This is a genomic window from Virgibacillus kimchii, assembly GCF_055379185.1.
Window position 1 is genome coordinate 15,193 of the sequence record NZ_AP043951.1, and the last position, 14,396, is coordinate 29,588.

Below are 14,396 nucleotides of genomic sequence, written 5' to 3' on the forward strand. Positions count from 1 at the left end.
CATTATCCATCTCCTTTCTGAATAAAAGAATATATACTTGTTGCCTTGAATTCACTAATAGTATAATGGAGGGAAGGGCGTGAAAATCTGCATAGTACTGGGCAGAGAGCCTATATTATATAAAGTGTCCAATTCAATTAATTTACTAACATAATCATTAACAGACTTAAAAAAGGGGGGAAACGTAAGTGAAAAATTATGAGCAGGAAACAAAACTTGTCATCATTACAGGAATGTCTGGGGCGGGTAAGACGGTAGCAGTACAAAGTTTTGAGGACTTGGGGTATTATTGCGTTGATAATCTGCCGCCTACCTTATTGCCAAAATTCTTGGAGCTGATGAGGGATTCCACAAACAATATACAAAAAGTAGCACTCGTCATGGATTTACGGGGGCGGGAGTTTTTTGATTCTTTAATGGATGCTTTGGATTTGTTGGCCAAAGAAGAATGGATTGAGGAACATATACTATTTCTTGATGCCAAAGATGAAAAGCTTGTTAGCCGGTATAAAGAAACAAGAAGAACTCATCCTTTGGCAACCGAAGATCTGCCGCTGACAGGCATAAAGCAGGAGAGGGAAATCCTGGATGAACTAAGAGGCAGAGCACAGTATATTATCGACACGACTGATCTGAAACCTCGGGGACTGCGTGAAAAGATTATTAATAAATACAGAGAAGAAAGACAGGATATTTTTTCCGTGCACTTTGTTTCTTTTGGCTTTAAATATGGGCTGCCGATTGATGCAGATCTGGTATTTGATGTCCGCTTCCTTCCCAACCCGCATTATGTTCCACAAATGCAGCCATTAACAGGGTTGAATAAAGAAGTAAGTGCCTACGTTTTCAAGTGGGCAGAAACAAGGATGTTTAATGAGAAAGTATTTGACCTGCTGCAATTTATGCTGCCCCATTACAAGAGAGAAGGCAAGTCACAGCTTGTTATTGCAATTGGCTGTACAGGCGGACAGCATCGCTCCGTGGCATTGGCTGAGCATTATGCGAAGGAACTGTCAGGCAATTATATAACCCATGTAAATCACAGGGATATCGGGAAGAGAAAGGGAAATTAAATATGAATCAAAAAAATCAGCCACGTGTGGTCGTTATAGGGGGAGGAACAGGAATGCCGGTTCTTCTCCGCGGGTTAAAGAATCTTCCGATTGCGCTGACATCACTTGTTACAGTGGCAGATGACGGTGGTAGCACCGGTAGATTGCGGGATGAAATGGCGATACCGGCACCAGGCGATATTCGCAATGTGATTGCTGCTCTTTCGGATGCAGAACCGATGCTTATAGAGTTGTTCCAGCACCGTTTTGAGGTAGGTAATGGGCTATCAGGTCATTCCCTTGGCAATTTGCTGCTGGCGGCGATGACTTCCATCACCGGGAATTTTAATACCGGCATTAAAGAGATCTCTCGTGTTTTAAATGTAAAGGGTAAGATTTATCCGATATCCAACGAGAATATGGCACTGCATGCCAAAATGACTGATGGAACGATTATTTCCGGAGAGTCCAACATTCCACTGTCAAACAAGCGAATTGAACGTGTTTTTTTAAGTCCGCAACCCGTCAAGCCGTTGCCCAATGCGGTAAGAGCCATTGAAAACGCAGATCTTGTTGTTATTGCTCCAGGGAGTCTTTATACAAGTATACTTCCGGCAATCATCATGCCGCAAATCGAAGAAGCGATCAGGAACACAAACGGCAAGGTAGTTTATGTATGCAATGTGATGACTCAAGCCGGAGAGACAACCGGGTATACAGCATCCGATCATGTTAAAGCAATTACAGATCATATCGGTGACAATACAGTAGATGCGATCGTCGTTCATAATGAACCGATTAAGAAGGCGATCCAGGATGTTTATGCAGAGGAAAATGCCGAACCGGTTGAATATGACACAGACCGGTTATTAAATATGGGAATTCAAATCATTGAAGGAGACATCATTGACCATTCACAATCGGTAATGAGACATGACACGAATAAAATCTCCAAATTGCTGTATTCCATTATAAATAAATAGTTATGGACCAATAAGAAAGGGGGGTGTAAGCATGTCATTTGCATCGGTAATTAAAAAAGAACTTACCTCCATTGAATCTGATACATGCTGTAAACAATCCGAACTTGCAGCATTAATCCGGATGAATGGCATCATTTCCATTTCCAGAGACAGGTACATACTTGATGTACAAACGGAAAATGCAGCTATTGCCAGAAGAATCTATACATTGACTAAAAGTAGTTATGGACTTCCTATGGAACTACTGGTACGGAAAAAAATGAAATTAAAGAAAAATAATGTATATATTGTTCGCATGAAGAAAAATGTGGAGGGTTTTTTATCAGACTTGGGTATTCTGCAGGAGCCTTATAAACTGAAAAGAAATATTTCCTCCAAATATTTAAAAAAGGACTGCTGTAAAAGAGCCTATTTGCGAGGTGCTTTTTTGGCTGGAGGGTCCATTAATAATCCGGAAACATCCTCCTACCACCTGGAGATCTATAATGCATACCAGGAACATAACGATGCTCTATGCAAAATATTGAATGGTTTTGAACTTCATGCAAGAAAACTGGAACGGAAAAAAGGGTATATCGTCTATATGAAAGAAGCAGAAAAAATTACCGCTTTTTTGAGTATTATTGGCGCGCACAATGCGGTATTTAAATTTGAGGATGTTCGTATTGTCCGCGATATGCGTAATTCCGTAAACCGGATCGTCAACTGCGAAACTGCCAATTTAAATAAAACAATCGGTGCTGCCTTCAGACAGATCAAAAACATCCAACTGATTGATGAGGAAATCGGTATTAATCAACTTCCTGAAAAGCTGCGGGAGATAGCTGTTTTGCGTGTACAACATCAGGATGTATCCCTGAAAGAACTGGGTGAGCTAGTTAAAAATGGAAATATCTCCAAATCCGGGGTAAATCATCGGTTAAAAAAAATAGATGAGATTGCAGAACGAATAAAGCGGGGAGAAACGATGGAAGAACTTCACTAACAATTGGAGGATTTACTGCGCGTAAAAAAGTTTTATAGAAATTCGGCAGGGGAATTCTTCATTGCTGTTACTTTCCTGTTTTCCATGATATAATAGCTTTGAATAAAAAGAAAATTGACTTCGGCGTTTTGCTGCGTACAAAGCAGAACTGCCGATGATCATACATGAAAATGACAGCGTTTACGTTCGGGGAGGAGAACTATATTGGTTGAGCGAATGGTGAAAGTTAATTTGGAAAGTGGGTTACAGGCCAGGCCTGCTGCTCAATTTGTACAGGAAGCAAATCGTTATTCCGCACATTTATTTCTTGAAAAAGATGGAAAGAAAGTAAATGCCAAGAGTATTATGGGATTGATGAGCCTGGCAATTACCAATGGACAGGAAATAAAACTGATTGCAGATGGAACGGATGAGGAGTCGGCACTTAACCATTTAAGTTCATTTGTAGCTAATGAATAATTTATTTTGGCATGTATGTGAAGAAACATACAAAACCCCTTTCTATTTAATGGAAAGGGGTTTTGTAAAAGGTTTGATCCGTTATTATCTATCTTCGTTTCGCTCCAGAATTTTATCAATGAGACCATATTCCACGGATTTTGCAGCAGACATAAAGTTATCACGGTCTGTATCCCGTTCTATCACTTCAATTGGCTGACCAGTACGTTCTGACAGAATTTCATTGATTTTTTCACGCATTTCAATAATCCGTTTAGCATGAATTTCGATGTCTGAAGCTTGACCTTGCGTACCTCCCAAAGGCTGGTGAATCATTACTTCACTGTTGGGAAGGGCATAGCGTTTCCCTTTTTCCCCGGCGGCAAGCAAAAATGCTCCCATGGATGCTGCCATACCTGTGCAAATGGTGGAAACGTCGGATTTTATAAACTGCATTGTATCAAAGATAGCCATTCCTGCAGTAATCGATCCGCCCGGTGAGTTAATGTACAGGGAAATATCCTTGTCCGGATCTTCTGCTTCCAAGAAAAGTAATTGGGCTACAATGGAGTTGGCCACGTTATCGTCAATAGCACTCCCGAGCATAATGATACGGTCTTTCAATAAACGTGAATAAATGTCATAAGCACGTTCACCACGGTTAGTTTGTTCAATAACTGTTGGTATTAAATTCATGTAAAAATCCTCCCTTATTAAATAACAATTCCTATTTTCATCATAACTAAAAGGTCAATAAAGGTCAAACGATTGTGATCAGTTATTTTATAAAAGGAAAAAAATGACCGTCATGCTGCTTCATTATATGTATACATTCTGTTTGCTTAAAAGGCTTCAAATCTGCTGTAAATACACTTCCCATCATACCCAAACTGGATAAAATATAAACATGCAGGACTGGTTCAGTAGGGAAGCTGTTAACTCTAAACCGGAAAAATAAAAAAGACTTGTATATATACGTTAAAGACGTTATAATAATCTTTGTGCCCGGAAAAGGGAATAACATATCAACTTTTATGCGCCCATAGCTCAGCCGGATAGAGCACTGGTTTCCGGTACCAGGTTTGTCGGGGGTTCGAATCCCTCTGGGCGCGTTCTTTAAAACCAGTCATGACAAGGGATGCAGCAGTTTTTGTCCCTTGTCTTTTTTATTGAAAAAAAGACAAATGCAAACGAATTGCAAACTTTCGGGTTTCGAAACATTATTTTTCTCCCATTTTTACTACGTTTTCCGGTACACTTTGTTTTATTCCATATAAAGATTTTTGAATGCTGGTAGCAGCTATTTCTTGGATCCCTGGAATAATGTGTGAATAAGTATCTAATGTAGTTTGGATTGATCTATGCCCCAATCTTTCCTGTACCACCTTTGGGTGTATGCCCGACTGCAATAATAATGTAGCATGTGTATGCCGCAGGCCATGGAAGCTAATCTTTTTAACGCCGCTTTTATCTATCGTGCGATTAAATACAGTCCGTAGGTATGTCGGTTTAATAAATCCGCCGATTGATGTAGCGCAAACCAAATCCTTATCTTCATAATCCGGACCGCATTTCATCTTATCTTTTTCCTGTTGACGCTTATGCTTTTTCAGTATCTCAATTGTATCATCATCAATATCAATTGTCCTATAACTTGTAGAAGTTTTCAATTGTGGCGATAGATGCCAAATTCCTTCTCTATTCTTTTTTAATTGATGCGATACTGATATTTTTTTATTATCAAAGTCAATTTTGGACCATCTCAGACCTAAGATTTCCCCGCGCCGCATACCAGTGGCCAACGATAGTATAATCGGCAATGCGTGATTTTTACTTTTTAAATTTCCCATAAAGGCAGCAACTTCTTCCTGTGTCCAGTATTCAATTTCCTGTTTATTCACTTTTGGTGCCTCTATATCATCCATTATTCCGTCTTTTATACCGTATTTCTTGCCTTTCAAAAGTGCTGATGACAATATCCTGTAAATGTGTTTTTTGCTTCTCTGTGATAGCTCTTTTTCGTGTATTTCATCCATAAATGATTCTATATGATGGGATTCCAGTTTGCTTATTTTCCATCTGCCAAGACCAGGGATAATATGCTTTCTCATATATGATTCATAATGTTCAAAGGTGCCTGGTTCTACGGATCGATTTTTTCTATCGAGCCAGCGATTAAAATATTCTTCCATTGTCATGTCTTCGGGATTCACATATCCTTTTTCTAGTTTTTGTATTATTTTTGGTAAATCCTTCTCCGCATCTTTTTTCTTGCTGTAGCCGCTGAACCATTTTTGCTTGCGCTTATTCCTGTGATCTCTCCCAATGTCAACTACGATTGAATACTTATTGCCACGCTTTATAATATGGCCCCGCATCTAGCATCTTCCTTTCATACATTTCTATTCTACGTAAAGCAAAGTCATATTCTACGGTAAAAAGATTCATAATGTCATAGACTGTCACCCTTTCTATTTCTTTTAACATAAAAGTGGGTACACAAAAATGATAGGCAAAATAATTTGCTTGGTGCTCCTGGAGATCGCGAAATAGGTAATGCATTTGTAACTGGTTTCCATGATGCCGTAGAAAATGCCCTACTTCGTGCCCAAAATCCTGCCATTCCTGTCTTTTGTTCGATTTTCTTATTACGATATTGTGACCAATTCTAAAGCTAACATTGGAATAATAGATATTGATCTGCAGCTTGTTTGATAAATCGTTTACATTTAACTGACCAGGACGACTTATAGACAAGCTTTTGTACAAATCGGTTATGTAATCTTCTAAGTGTGTATACATTTTTGACTCCTTTCAGAATGTATGTTCTGTTTTATTATAAAAGATATGGTGTACAAATGTATGTACACCTAGTGAATTTTATGTTTTGCCGTTGGTGGCAATTCTCCATCTAAATACTTATTAGAAATATCACCTATCATAAATCCGATTTGTTCGGAGTTCTCGTAAACCCTGCTGTAGTTTTCATCTAGTATTTCCTCTGAAGCCTTTATTACAATATCGGCTAACAATATCAATTCTGCAGCTATTTCTACATCTTCATCATACTTCTCTTGAATCTCTTCTTTCATTGTCTCCGCTCTTTTTACTGAAGCTTGCAATTCGCTTCTTTGCTCAAAGCTTTCATCATCTTCATAAGAAGCGTTGATATACCTGTAAGTGATTTGTTCAAGATAATTCAAGCCAGCTGATTCAGACATTTCTTCTTTTTTATCTTCAGATGCTTCTACTTCTTGATCATTGTTTCCGCTGCACCCCATCAAAAAAACAGGAATCAATAATATTAGTAAAAATTTCTTCATATTGTTCCCTACACCCTTTTTGTATTATTTCTTTTCAAATCTAACAAAGATTGATGTATCTATTGAAGAATCCCAACCAATATGAGTGAAAGAGACCTCGAAATCACCCTCCGAATATGAATGTTCGTCTGTTCTTAATGCAGTACTGAAATTACTTGAAAAGTCTCTGGAGCTTAACCCTAATGCATCTGCCATTGAAATGCTAGCTCTGTAACCATGCCCCTCTTGTTCTTCAAATGGTTCAGATGAATCTATCATTATTCTGTACCCAGTTATGTTATTTCCTTCGTAATCTGCTTCTATGACATATCTATCCGATTCATATAACTCACGCCAACTAAAACCGTCATCCTCTTCTTGAATCTCCCCAAAATAATCTGGGTCTATCTTTGCTAAATCCTCAGTGTCTGCCACTCTGTTGAATTCCTCTGAAAAAACTTCTAATTCATTTGATCCACATGCTGCCAAAAAGCCAACAATTAATATAATAAATAATGTTTTTTTCATATAATCTCCCCTTTTATTTCTCGATCCTTGCCGACTGTAATGTATGTATTTTTTGCTCCAATTCATCAATTAAGGGTTTTTGCGATTCATCTGGTATATCGTCTTTTTTCAAAAAGAATAATGCATCCTGATATTTATCAACCGCTTTTTTAGTATCACCTTTAAACTCGTGTTTTTCAGCAGTTTCTATGTAATCATCGTATTGTGCCTTGTGAATAAACGCATGTATTGTATCTTCTAACGCCATGTTTTTATAATTATATTGTTGATTAAATTTAAGAAGTTCATCTAAGGCTTTATCTGCGTTTGATATTTTTGTCTTAACGGTTTTTGCCCTTTTTGCTTTTTCGATGTGTTTTTCTACTAAGTTATAAATCTCTTCCTCAATAATTTTACCTTTTTCTTTTAGTAACTTTTCTTTTGCTTCTTGAGGGTTTGGTTCAAACACGGTGATGCCTTTGGACCAAAACTCATTATATAGATCATCACATTTTTCTATTGCTACATCAACCCTACCAATTCGCGTCCTAAAGTTCTTAGAGTTGTTTACCAGGTTGATTGATTCATCTAAAACTTTGAGAACGCTTTTTAAAGAAGCAATAACAGGCCTATGACAGTTATTACACAATCCCGCTTTAGATACCTGTAAAAACCATCCTTTTTTACTGCAATATTTACATTGCGCCACTTTAATCCCCCTCCGTAAATACTTGGTATTTAATAAAATCATATACCCTTTCCAACTTCTTTGCATCCATGTTTGCCAGATCGTCAAATGCCAAATCCATTTCTGGGTATTTTTCTAATATCTTTAATATCTTATCTACCATATAACTTCTTTTTTCTTCATCCTCATTTTCGGCGTTTGGGATGTCTGTCTTCCCAAGCAGATAATCCGTGGAAACGTTATATAGTTCCGACAACTGAACTATCATTTGTGGATCGGGTGATCTTGTCCCATTTTCGTACCCAGATAAAGTGTTACTTTTAACACCTATTTTATCTGCTACAAACGTTTGCTTATAACCGCGTTCATCTCTTAGTTTCTTTAATCGTTTCGCCAAAATACTTTTGTTCATCTTTAAAGTCCTTTCAACAAACCTTGTTATATAGCGCATTGTATCGCAATAAGAGATTTTTTAATTGGAATATCGCAAAAAGTGATAAAAAAAGTTGACATTCACAAATTGCGATGTTATATTAGTTTCAATATATCGCAAAACGAGAACTTGGAATGAGGTGAAAATATGATCGACAGCAAGAAAATCACAAACAACTTAAAACGATTAAGAGAAGAAAGGGGAATCAAACAAAATTTTGTTGCAAAAAAACTAGGGATCACCCAAAATTATTACTCTCAAATCGAAAACGGCCATAGGCATCCACAAGTTGAACATCTTTTGATATTACGTGATCTGTTCAATGTAAGCCTTGATGAAATTTTTTTTAAAGATGAAATCGCGAAATGCGATGAAAACGTAATTTAAAAATTGATAAACAAAAATCAGGAGGTAATCTAATGAACCAATTAAAAGAAAAAACAAAGAAAGCACAAGAGTTAATCGAATTCGCGGAATCAAAAGGGTGGAGCGAAGAAGAACTCGCCAAAGTTATAAACCTTCTTCACTCCGAGTTAAGAGACATTTTTTATGTTTCAAATTTATTCGGTGATAGCAACGGTGGAAGACCTACTGGTGAAATAGTGAGTTCTAATACTTACACACGTTCTTGAAGCCAGTCCCACAATTCATTATCTGCCCTTCCGTAATAATCGGAAACAGGAATAATGACGTGACTATCATTTGAATCGGTTTGACTTGTGATCCTTTCGCTCATTTCTTTTTTATCTAAACTTGTGTATACAAACCAGGTAGAAGTGAGATAGTGCGCCCAATCGCCAAAACTTTTTATGGTTTCGTATAAATCTTCGTAATTTTGGCCGGGCGAGTTTAGATCATAAGTTATCAAATATGTTTTCAATTTAATCCCTCCTTTCTAGTATCAGATTACTAGAAAAGGATGGAAATAAAAATAGGGAGTGAATCAAATGAACCAATTACAAGTATTCGAAAATGAATTATTTAAAGTATCGGCCAAGTTAGATGGAGAACAAGCATTATTCGATGTTGAACAAGTGGCGCGTTCACTAGGATTTACCACCGTTGCCAGAAGTGGCAACGAAACAATTCGCTGGTCAAGAGTCAACTCTTATTTACCTGATAATTTGCCACAAGTGGCGAAAGGCGATTTTATACCAGAGCCACTGGTTTATAAATTAGCTTTTAAAGCTAAAAACGAATTGGCCGAGAAGTTCCAAGACTGGTTGGCAATCGAAGTTATACCATCTATTAGAAAAACAGGTTCTTATCAGAAACCGCAGACACACCTGGAAGTCCTACAAGGAACAATTAATCAGTTGATCGAGCAAGATAAAAAGTTAAATGAACTAGAAGGCCAAGTAAACAATATTTCCAACATCGTCACTCTTACCAGCGACGAATGGCGCGAAAAAGTAAAAGTTATTTTAAGGAAAATCGCCCAAAAATGGTCCGGAATAGAACCTTATCGAAGCGTGATCAACTTAAGTTATGAACGGTTCGAAAAACGTGCCGGATGTAAATTGGATGTTCGTTTGAATAACCGTAAAGAAAGAGCGTTAGCTCAAGGTATGACTAAAACCTATATTAAAAAAATAAATAAACTAGATTGCATCGCCGAAGAAAAACGGCTTGTTGAAATCTATATTCAGGTAGTTAAAGAAATGGCTATTGAGCACAAAGTCGCCATTAATGATTTTAAATTCCAGGAGGTGATCTAATTGTCCATGGAAGAATCCATTCGCCGCATCATCCAAGAAGAAAACGAGAAACACCTGCAAGAAATTGAACAGCTTTTAGAATCTCACGGCTACCGCAAAACACCCAGGTTCTTAAAGGTATCAGAGGCAGCCGAGATTCTAAGGATAGGCAGAACAGCAACATACGAGCTTTGTCATCAGTCAGAGCACAACGGTTTTCCGTGTATCCGGGAAGGCCACAAAATCCGAATCCCGTACAATGCACTGATGAACTGGATCGATCAGCAAACAAATCAAGCTATCTAAAAAACTACCAACTGAGGGAGTCGGTAATTACATTATAAAACATACACCAAAGAAAAACTGTTCACCCTTGGAACATGTTCCAATATGGAACGTCAGGAGGTGAAAATATGGAATTCGGAGCAGTTTTACGTCGCATGCGAAAAGGAGCTGATATGAGTCAAGAAGCATTGGCAGAGAAGCTTCACTTATCACGCAGCAACATTTCAAAATTAGAATCTAACAAGTTGGAACTTAAGGCTGCGGATCTAGTTAACTGGTGCCGCGTTACTAATAATCCAGACATACTTATAGCTTTTGTATACGGTATGGACGTTTTAGCAGGAACAACCCAATTTATATCAACCATTTTACTGGGAGGGATTATATGAGATTACACAAGCACTTTATGCCAGAGGATTTAAAACAAGCAAGCCAAGAAAGTTGGTGTGCCAAGGACTTATTGCAATTGATCAGCGAACTACTGGAAGCCGGAGAAGTTGAGAGAGCCAAGCATTGCTCTGCTGATTTAACAAAATCCTTGCACGAGTTAAGCAAATTGGCTGACAAGAAGCGTAAAGCAGAAAGTTACGCCGCGGTGTTAAGGCAAATGGACATGCAAGGCGACGTGATCAGGAGGTATTGCTTTGAGAAATAAAATCATTGATTTCTTTCTTGGTGAACCGGAAGAAGTCACGGAAGGTCAGGAACTAATGTTTTATGCAATCATGGGTTTCCCGGTGTTTATAGCAATAGGAACTATTTTAATCACGTTGTAGGAGGTGAGGACGATGAACGCAAACAAATTAATGAACCGAATTAGAAAGCTGAACAGGTGGCAAAGGCATCAGATATTGGTCGGGTTACTCCATGATATCTTCAGCGGTGCGGAAAGCGGAAATGTCGAAAGTGTAAAAAGGTTAGATGCAGTCATCCAGGAAGTAGAAGAATACGAGCAAATGAATGAGGAGGGTTAAGCGGAATGGATATACAGCATCCGGATATATCGAAAGCGCGTGTACATGGGCAACTGAGAGAAATGATGGACCAGCCAGAGCACAGCGGCATCGATGCACTTGGAACAGAAATCCTGTCAGGCGATAAGATTTATGAATTTGGTCATGAAACAGTCCTGGAGGATAACTTGGAAGAATTTTTGGTGGAACATTTAGGCGTTGAGATTAGAGAAGCGCAATAAAGGAGGGGATTAAATTGACGAAAATAAAGTCTCTGAAAGTAATCAATACCACAGATGAAAATGGTTATTCTTTTGGATATGAAGTTGGTCAACAGGGAGTCGAGGAAATCATTAATGCAACTCTTGAATTCCCGGATTCAGTCAGTCGGATGTATATGGTATATGGCCCTAAAGAAAATTTGATAGCGAGCATCGAAGATGCACCTGTTGTAATTGAGTATTTTAAACAAAAATAAAACGCCTCTGCAAAGGCGCTTTTAAAAAAGGATTTTTCATAAAAACTTGTAACCCTATTATATCACAATTTAATAGGGCTGCAATTAGGAGGAAACGGAATGGCTTATGTATTTTTAGGTAATTTAACAACAATGCAATTGTCCAAAAGATTAGGTATCACACTATCGGAAGATGAGGCCCAGAAGCTAGAAGAAAGTCGTATTGACTACGCCCAGGCGATACCAAAAGGGAAGTGGCATTGCTTTGATGCGCCTTTTGCAATCCATGCAGGCGATTATGATACAGCTTTACTTTTGGCAGAGACACTTAGGCCATACGAAGGCGACATGAAAACTAGTGTTCAAATAGCTATTAAACAGTAGGAGGAATCGAGATGAAAGTAAGAGAGTTGATAGAGGAATTATTGGACTTTCCAATGGATTCAAATATTGAAATCGAATTGGACTTGGGTGATGACACCGAATGGAAGGATTTTGAGGTCGCACAAAACGCAACTACTCGTGAAATTACTTTAGAGGTTGATTTACTGGATAAAGTGCTGATTGATGCGGATGAATACGAAAAATTAAAAGAGATGGAGGAAGCGGAATGAACAACTTAACAGATCAGTATCAACAAAACCAAGGTGGAACAGTTGCACAAGCACAATCAAGCCGAGAAATGGAGGAAGTGAAGGGTCAGATATTCATGGCCCGTCAGTTTCCCAGAAATGTATTTCAGTCAGAACAAAGGATTTTGGATAACTGCAAGCGTCCCGATTTAGCACAAGCAGCAGTGTACAGCTACCCAAGGGGAGGCACTAAGGTAGAAGGTCCATCCATTAGATTAGCGGAAGTGTTAGCGCAAAACTGGGGTAATTTAGCGTTTGGAGTAAAAGAGCTGGAACAGAAAAACGGTGAATCTGTAGCGATGGCTTATGCTTGGGATTTAGAAACAAACGTTAGGCAAGAAAAAGTGTTTACCGTACCACATTCCAGATATTCAAAGAATAAAGGCTTAACAAAATTAACAGATCCGCGGGATATTTATGAAATGGTAGCGAATAACGGCGCCAGAAGGTTGCGGGCCTGCATCCTTGGCATTATACCGGGTGACATTGTTGATAAAGCTGTAGAAGAGTGTAACCGGACTTTGAAAGGGAGCAACAAAGAACCACTTAAAGATCGTATCTCTAAGGCACTGGCAGCATTTAAAGACCAATATCGCGTCACTCAGGAACAGATAGAAGAGCGTATGGGATACAATGTTTCAGCATTTACAGAACGTGATTATGCAGACCTTATAAAGATATTCACATCGTTAAAGGACGGCATGTCAAAGGCGGATGATTGGTTCTCCAAAGAAGTGAAAAAAAAGCAAGAATCAAAGCTTACAGAAGCCTTTGAAGAAGATAAGACCAAGGACACCAAGAAAGAAGGTAAGTCTCAAGATAAGCCCAAAAAGGATGTGAAGCCTGATGCAAGCGGTCAAGAAGAACTCCACTTCGAGTAAACGGAAACAGACAAAAAGAATTATCCATTTGAACAACGAAGGATTTACTGTAAAAGAATTATCCAAAATGTACAACGTCAATTCAAACACGATATATAGCCGATTGCGGCGAAATCAACCGGCAATCACTCAAGAAGAAATGAACAATCTAAACCACACTAACTATTATTCATTAGGGATGGACAGGCGATATATGTCTGTCTCCCTCTTTAAAAAATTTGATAAGTGTGAAGCTGATGCAATGGCTTACTTGAACGGTGAATATACCAGTTTTCCAAATGCCGCAATGATGGTCGGGAACTATACACATGCTGCATTTGAATCAGAAGAAGCATTTGCAGCATTCCAGGAAAAGCATAACAGCGCAATCTTTAAAAAGCGCGGCGGCAAGTATGCGGATTATGAACAGGCAGACAGGATGATCAAAGCACTTAAGAATGACAGTTTTGCAATGTTTGCCATGGAAGGTGAAAAAGAGCAAATATATACGGCAAACATATTTGGTACCGATTGGAAAATGAAGGTTGATTCCATCAATCATGAACGAAAGCTATTCACAGATTTAAAGACTACCAGAGACATACACGCAAGGTCCTGGAGCGAGAAATATGATGGGTGGGTATCTTTCATCGAGAAATGGGATTATGTGCTGCAGATGGCTATTTATCGCAAAATCATCGAAGAAAATACAGGTCAAGCTTATACGCCTTATATCGTGGCTGTAAGCAAGGAACCGATTCCGAACAAGGCAGTTGTTTATTTTGATGAAAGCCGGTTCGACTTTGAATATGAGTATGTGGAAATGAAACTGGAACGGATTAGTGAAGTAAGGTCCGGTGAAGCAGATCCGGTAGCTTGCGGAAAATGTGACTACTGTAAGTCTACTAAGAAATTAAATGCACCTGTTGAGGTTGGAGAACTGATTTATGTATAACAAGTCTAACATTCTGCTCCCGGCGTGGATCTGGGAGCAAGCAAAAGACCAGGAAGAATTGAAAAAGCTGGTTTTGGAATACATGAAACGTTATCCAGGTTACACCATTTTGAAGGTAAAAGGTAATTTTGCGGTTTGTGAGATTGATAGAAATTAAATGAGGTGGAAA

27 protein-coding genes and 1 tRNA gene are annotated in these 14,396 nt (G+C 38.5%); 20 read left to right on the forward strand and 8 right to left on the reverse strand.

Going from position 1 to position 14,396, the window contains the following annotated elements:
• Positions 1-188 precede the first annotated feature (188 nt).
• The 4 genes from rapZ (at position 189) to ACZ42C_RS00110 (ending at position 3,479) form a co-directional block, all read left to right on the forward strand.
• Positions 189-1,073: an RNase adapter RapZ gene (rapZ, locus tag ACZ42C_RS00095; RefSeq protein ID WP_461182564.1), complete on the forward strand. Its 885-nt coding sequence runs from the start codon at positions 189-191 to the stop codon at positions 1,071-1,073.
• Positions 1,074-1,075: 2 nt separating this feature from the next.
• Positions 1,076-2,035, forward strand: a complete 960-nt coding sequence (locus ACZ42C_RS00100) for a gluconeogenesis factor YvcK family protein (protein WP_461182565.1) — start codon at positions 1,076-1,078, stop codon at positions 2,033-2,035.
• A 31-nt stretch (positions 2,036-2,066) separates the two neighbouring features.
• A complete protein-coding gene (whiA, locus tag ACZ42C_RS00105) occupies positions 2,067-3,020 on the forward strand; it encodes a DNA-binding protein WhiA (RefSeq protein WP_461182566.1) in 954 nt (317 codons plus the stop codon).
• A gap of 204 nt (positions 3,021-3,224) precedes the next feature.
• The gene (locus ACZ42C_RS00110) at positions 3,225-3,479 is read left to right on the forward strand and encodes an HPr family phosphocarrier protein (RefSeq protein ID WP_461182567.1); all 255 of its coding nucleotides are present in this window, start codon (positions 3,225-3,227) and stop codon (positions 3,477-3,479) included.
• Positions 3,480-3,563: 84 nt separating this feature from the next.
• Here ACZ42C_RS00110 and clpP read toward each other — a convergent pair whose 3' ends face one another.
• Positions 3,564-4,154: an ATP-dependent Clp endopeptidase proteolytic subunit ClpP gene (clpP, locus tag ACZ42C_RS00115; protein ID WP_461182568.1), complete on the reverse strand. Its 591-nt coding sequence runs from the start codon at positions 4,152-4,154 to the stop codon at positions 3,564-3,566.
• 340 nt (positions 4,155-4,494) lie between these two features.
• Between clpP and ACZ42C_RS00120 the strand changes: the two genes are divergently transcribed.
• A tRNA-Arg gene (locus ACZ42C_RS00120) sits at positions 4,495-4,570 on the forward strand.
• Between the two features lie 108 nt (positions 4,571-4,678).
• On the opposite strand, the gene ACZ42C_RS00125 is transcribed toward ACZ42C_RS00120, so the two are convergent.
• From ACZ42C_RS00125 to ACZ42C_RS00150, 6 genes are all read right to left on the reverse strand, one after another.
• On the reverse strand, positions 4,679-5,836 hold the full coding sequence (locus ACZ42C_RS00125; protein WP_461182569.1) for a tyrosine-type recombinase/integrase: 1,158 nt from the start codon (positions 5,834-5,836) through the stop codon (positions 4,679-4,681).
• On the reverse strand, positions 5,805-6,260 hold the full coding sequence (locus ACZ42C_RS00130; RefSeq protein WP_461182570.1) for an ImmA/IrrE family metallo-endopeptidase: 456 nt from the start codon (positions 6,258-6,260) through the stop codon (positions 5,805-5,807). The genes ACZ42C_RS00125 and ACZ42C_RS00130 overlap by 32 nt, the downstream gene beginning before the upstream one ends.
• A 68-nt stretch (positions 6,261-6,328) precedes the next feature.
• Positions 6,329-6,781, reverse strand: a complete 453-nt coding sequence (locus ACZ42C_RS00135; RefSeq protein ID WP_461182571.1) for a hypothetical protein — start codon at positions 6,779-6,781, stop codon at positions 6,329-6,331.
• A 24-nt stretch (positions 6,782-6,805) separates the two neighbouring features.
• Positions 6,806-7,288, reverse strand: a complete 483-nt coding sequence (locus ACZ42C_RS00140) for a hypothetical protein (protein ID WP_461182572.1) — start codon at positions 7,286-7,288, stop codon at positions 6,806-6,808.
• A gap of 13 nt (positions 7,289-7,301) precedes the next feature.
• On the reverse strand, positions 7,302-7,976 hold the full coding sequence (locus ACZ42C_RS00145) for a hypothetical protein (protein WP_461182573.1): 675 nt from the start codon (positions 7,974-7,976) through the stop codon (positions 7,302-7,304).
• 1 nt (position 7,977) lies between these two features.
• Entirely contained in the window at positions 7,978-8,367 is a 390-nt protein-coding gene (locus ACZ42C_RS00150; RefSeq protein WP_461182574.1) for a helix-turn-helix domain-containing protein, read from the reverse strand.
• A gap of 168 nt (positions 8,368-8,535) precedes the next feature.
• Here ACZ42C_RS00150 and ACZ42C_RS00155 point away from each other — a divergent pair, with 168 nt between their 5' ends.
• The gene (locus tag ACZ42C_RS00155; RefSeq protein ID WP_461182575.1) at positions 8,536-8,775 is read left to right on the forward strand and encodes a helix-turn-helix transcriptional regulator; all 240 of its coding nucleotides are present in this window, start codon (positions 8,536-8,538) and stop codon (positions 8,773-8,775) included.
• A gap of 32 nt (positions 8,776-8,807) precedes the next feature.
• On the forward strand, positions 8,808-9,020 hold the full coding sequence (locus ACZ42C_RS00160; protein ID WP_461182576.1) for a hypothetical protein: 213 nt from the start codon (positions 8,808-8,810) through the stop codon (positions 9,018-9,020).
• On the opposite strand, the gene ACZ42C_RS00165 is transcribed toward ACZ42C_RS00160, so the two are convergent.
• Positions 9,005-9,268 carry a hypothetical protein gene (locus ACZ42C_RS00165; protein ID WP_461182577.1) on the reverse strand — a complete coding sequence of 88 codons (264 nt, stop codon included), beginning with the start codon at positions 9,266-9,268 and terminating at the stop codon, positions 9,005-9,007. The genes ACZ42C_RS00160 and ACZ42C_RS00165 overlap by 16 nt on opposite strands.
• A gap of 67 nt (positions 9,269-9,335) precedes the next feature.
• Between ACZ42C_RS00165 and ACZ42C_RS00170 the strand changes: the two genes are divergently transcribed.
• The 13 genes from ACZ42C_RS00170 to ACZ42C_RS00230 all read left to right on the forward strand — a co-directional run bounded on the left by ACZ42C_RS00170 (position 9,336) and on the right by ACZ42C_RS00230 (position 14,384).
• Positions 9,336-10,106 carry a BRO-N domain-containing protein gene (locus ACZ42C_RS00170; protein ID WP_461182578.1) on the forward strand — a complete coding sequence of 257 codons (771 nt, stop codon included), beginning with the start codon at positions 9,336-9,338 and terminating at the stop codon, positions 10,104-10,106.
• 6 nt (positions 10,107-10,112) lie between these two features.
• Entirely contained in the window at positions 10,113-10,391 is a 279-nt protein-coding gene (locus tag ACZ42C_RS00175; RefSeq protein WP_461182628.1) for a helix-turn-helix domain-containing protein, read from the forward strand.
• Between the two features lie 107 nt (positions 10,392-10,498).
• Positions 10,499-10,759 (forward strand): helix-turn-helix domain-containing protein, encoded by a 261-nt coding sequence (locus ACZ42C_RS00180; protein ID WP_461182579.1) that lies wholly within the window; start codon positions 10,499-10,501, stop codon positions 10,757-10,759.
• Positions 10,756-11,025, forward strand: a complete 270-nt coding sequence (locus tag ACZ42C_RS00185) for a hypothetical protein (protein WP_461182580.1) — start codon at positions 10,756-10,758, stop codon at positions 11,023-11,025. Before ACZ42C_RS00180 ends, ACZ42C_RS00185 begins: the two co-directional genes overlap by 4 nt.
• The gene (locus ACZ42C_RS00190; protein ID WP_461182581.1) at positions 11,015-11,146 is read left to right on the forward strand and encodes a hypothetical protein; all 132 of its coding nucleotides are present in this window, start codon (positions 11,015-11,017) and stop codon (positions 11,144-11,146) included. The genes ACZ42C_RS00185 and ACZ42C_RS00190 overlap by 11 nt, the downstream gene beginning before the upstream one ends.
• Positions 11,147-11,158: 12 nt before the next feature.
• Positions 11,159-11,344: a hypothetical protein gene (locus ACZ42C_RS00195; protein WP_461182582.1), complete on the forward strand. Its 186-nt coding sequence runs from the start codon at positions 11,159-11,161 to the stop codon at positions 11,342-11,344.
• Positions 11,345-11,349: 5 nt separating this feature from the next.
• Entirely contained in the window at positions 11,350-11,565 is a 216-nt protein-coding gene (locus tag ACZ42C_RS00200; RefSeq protein ID WP_461182583.1) for a YqaI family protein, read from the forward strand.
• A 14-nt stretch (positions 11,566-11,579) separates the two neighbouring features.
• Entirely contained in the window at positions 11,580-11,801 is a 222-nt protein-coding gene (locus tag ACZ42C_RS00205; RefSeq protein ID WP_461182584.1) for a hypothetical protein, read from the forward strand.
• A 99-nt stretch (positions 11,802-11,900) separates the two neighbouring features.
• Positions 11,901-12,164, forward strand: a complete 264-nt coding sequence (locus ACZ42C_RS00210) for a hypothetical protein (protein WP_461182585.1) — start codon at positions 11,901-11,903, stop codon at positions 12,162-12,164.
• 11 nt (positions 12,165-12,175) lie between these two features.
• Positions 12,176-12,394, forward strand: coding sequence for a hypothetical protein (locus ACZ42C_RS00215; RefSeq protein ID WP_461182586.1), 219 nt, complete (start codon positions 12,176-12,178; stop codon positions 12,392-12,394).
• A complete protein-coding gene (locus tag ACZ42C_RS00220; RefSeq protein ID WP_461182587.1) occupies positions 12,391-13,293 on the forward strand; it encodes a hypothetical protein in 903 nt (300 codons plus the stop codon). The genes ACZ42C_RS00215 and ACZ42C_RS00220 overlap by 4 nt, the downstream gene beginning before the upstream one ends.
• On the forward strand, positions 13,259-14,227 hold the full coding sequence (locus tag ACZ42C_RS00225; RefSeq protein WP_461182588.1) for a PD-(D/E)XK nuclease-like domain-containing protein: 969 nt from the start codon (positions 13,259-13,261) through the stop codon (positions 14,225-14,227). Before ACZ42C_RS00220 ends, ACZ42C_RS00225 begins: the two co-directional genes overlap by 35 nt.
• Positions 14,220-14,384 (forward strand): hypothetical protein, encoded by a 165-nt coding sequence (locus tag ACZ42C_RS00230; protein ID WP_461182589.1) that lies wholly within the window; start codon positions 14,220-14,222, stop codon positions 14,382-14,384. Before ACZ42C_RS00225 ends, ACZ42C_RS00230 begins: the two co-directional genes overlap by 8 nt.
• Positions 14,385-14,396 lie beyond the last annotated feature (12 nt).

What these genes read in the sequence shown, in the direction of transcription:
- ACZ42C_RS00100 (WP_461182565.1), top strand. Translation starts at nt 1,076, where the DNA reads ATGAATCAAAAAAATCAGCCACGTGTGGTCGTTATAGGGGGAGGAACA.
- whiA (WP_461182566.1), top strand. Translation starts at nt 2,067, where the DNA reads ATGTCATTTGCATCGGTAATTAAAAAAGAACTTACCTCCATTGAATCT.
- clpP (WP_461182568.1), bottom strand. Translation starts at nt 4,154, where the DNA reads ATGAATTTAATACCAACAGTTATTGAACAAACTAACCGTGGTGAACGT.
- ACZ42C_RS00125 (WP_461182569.1), bottom strand. Translation starts at nt 5,836, where the DNA reads ATGCGGGGCCATATTATAAAGCGTGGCAATAAGTATTCAATCGTAGTT.
- ACZ42C_RS00130 (WP_461182570.1), bottom strand. Translation starts at nt 6,260, where the DNA reads ATGTATACACACTTAGAAGATTACATAACCGATTTGTACAAAAGCTTG.
- ACZ42C_RS00135 (WP_461182571.1), bottom strand. Translation starts at nt 6,781, where the DNA reads ATGAAGAAATTTTTACTAATATTATTGATTCCTGTTTTTTTGATGGGG.
- ACZ42C_RS00140 (WP_461182572.1), bottom strand. Translation starts at nt 7,288, where the DNA reads ATGAAAAAAACATTATTTATTATATTAATTGTTGGCTTTTTGGCAGCA.
- ACZ42C_RS00150 (WP_461182574.1), bottom strand. Translation starts at nt 8,367, where the DNA reads ATGAACAAAAGTATTTTGGCGAAACGATTAAAGAAACTAAGAGATGAA.
- ACZ42C_RS00155 (WP_461182575.1), top strand. Translation starts at nt 8,536, where the DNA reads ATGATCGACAGCAAGAAAATCACAAACAACTTAAAACGATTAAGAGAA.
- ACZ42C_RS00160 (WP_461182576.1), top strand. Translation starts at nt 8,808, where the DNA reads ATGAACCAATTAAAAGAAAAAACAAAGAAAGCACAAGAGTTAATCGAA.
- ACZ42C_RS00170 (WP_461182578.1), top strand. Translation starts at nt 9,336, where the DNA reads ATGAACCAATTACAAGTATTCGAAAATGAATTATTTAAAGTATCGGCC.
- ACZ42C_RS00175 (WP_461182628.1), top strand. Translation starts at nt 10,113, where the DNA reads ATGGAAGAATCCATTCGCCGCATCATCCAAGAAGAAAACGAGAAACAC.
- ACZ42C_RS00180 (WP_461182579.1), top strand. Translation starts at nt 10,499, where the DNA reads ATGGAATTCGGAGCAGTTTTACGTCGCATGCGAAAAGGAGCTGATATG.
- ACZ42C_RS00185 (WP_461182580.1), top strand. Translation starts at nt 10,756, where the DNA reads ATGAGATTACACAAGCACTTTATGCCAGAGGATTTAAAACAAGCAAGC.
- ACZ42C_RS00195 (WP_461182582.1), top strand. Translation starts at nt 11,159, where the DNA reads ATGAACGCAAACAAATTAATGAACCGAATTAGAAAGCTGAACAGGTGG.
- ACZ42C_RS00200 (WP_461182583.1), top strand. Translation starts at nt 11,350, where the DNA reads ATGGATATACAGCATCCGGATATATCGAAAGCGCGTGTACATGGGCAA.
- ACZ42C_RS00210 (WP_461182585.1), top strand. Translation starts at nt 11,901, where the DNA reads ATGGCTTATGTATTTTTAGGTAATTTAACAACAATGCAATTGTCCAAA.
- ACZ42C_RS00215 (WP_461182586.1), top strand. Translation starts at nt 12,176, where the DNA reads ATGAAAGTAAGAGAGTTGATAGAGGAATTATTGGACTTTCCAATGGAT.
- ACZ42C_RS00220 (WP_461182587.1), top strand. Translation starts at nt 12,391, where the DNA reads ATGAACAACTTAACAGATCAGTATCAACAAAACCAAGGTGGAACAGTT.
- ACZ42C_RS00225 (WP_461182588.1), top strand. Translation starts at nt 13,259, where the DNA reads ATGCAAGCGGTCAAGAAGAACTCCACTTCGAGTAAACGGAAACAGACA.
- ACZ42C_RS00230 (WP_461182589.1), top strand. Translation starts at nt 14,220, where the DNA reads ATGTATAACAAGTCTAACATTCTGCTCCCGGCGTGGATCTGGGAGCAA.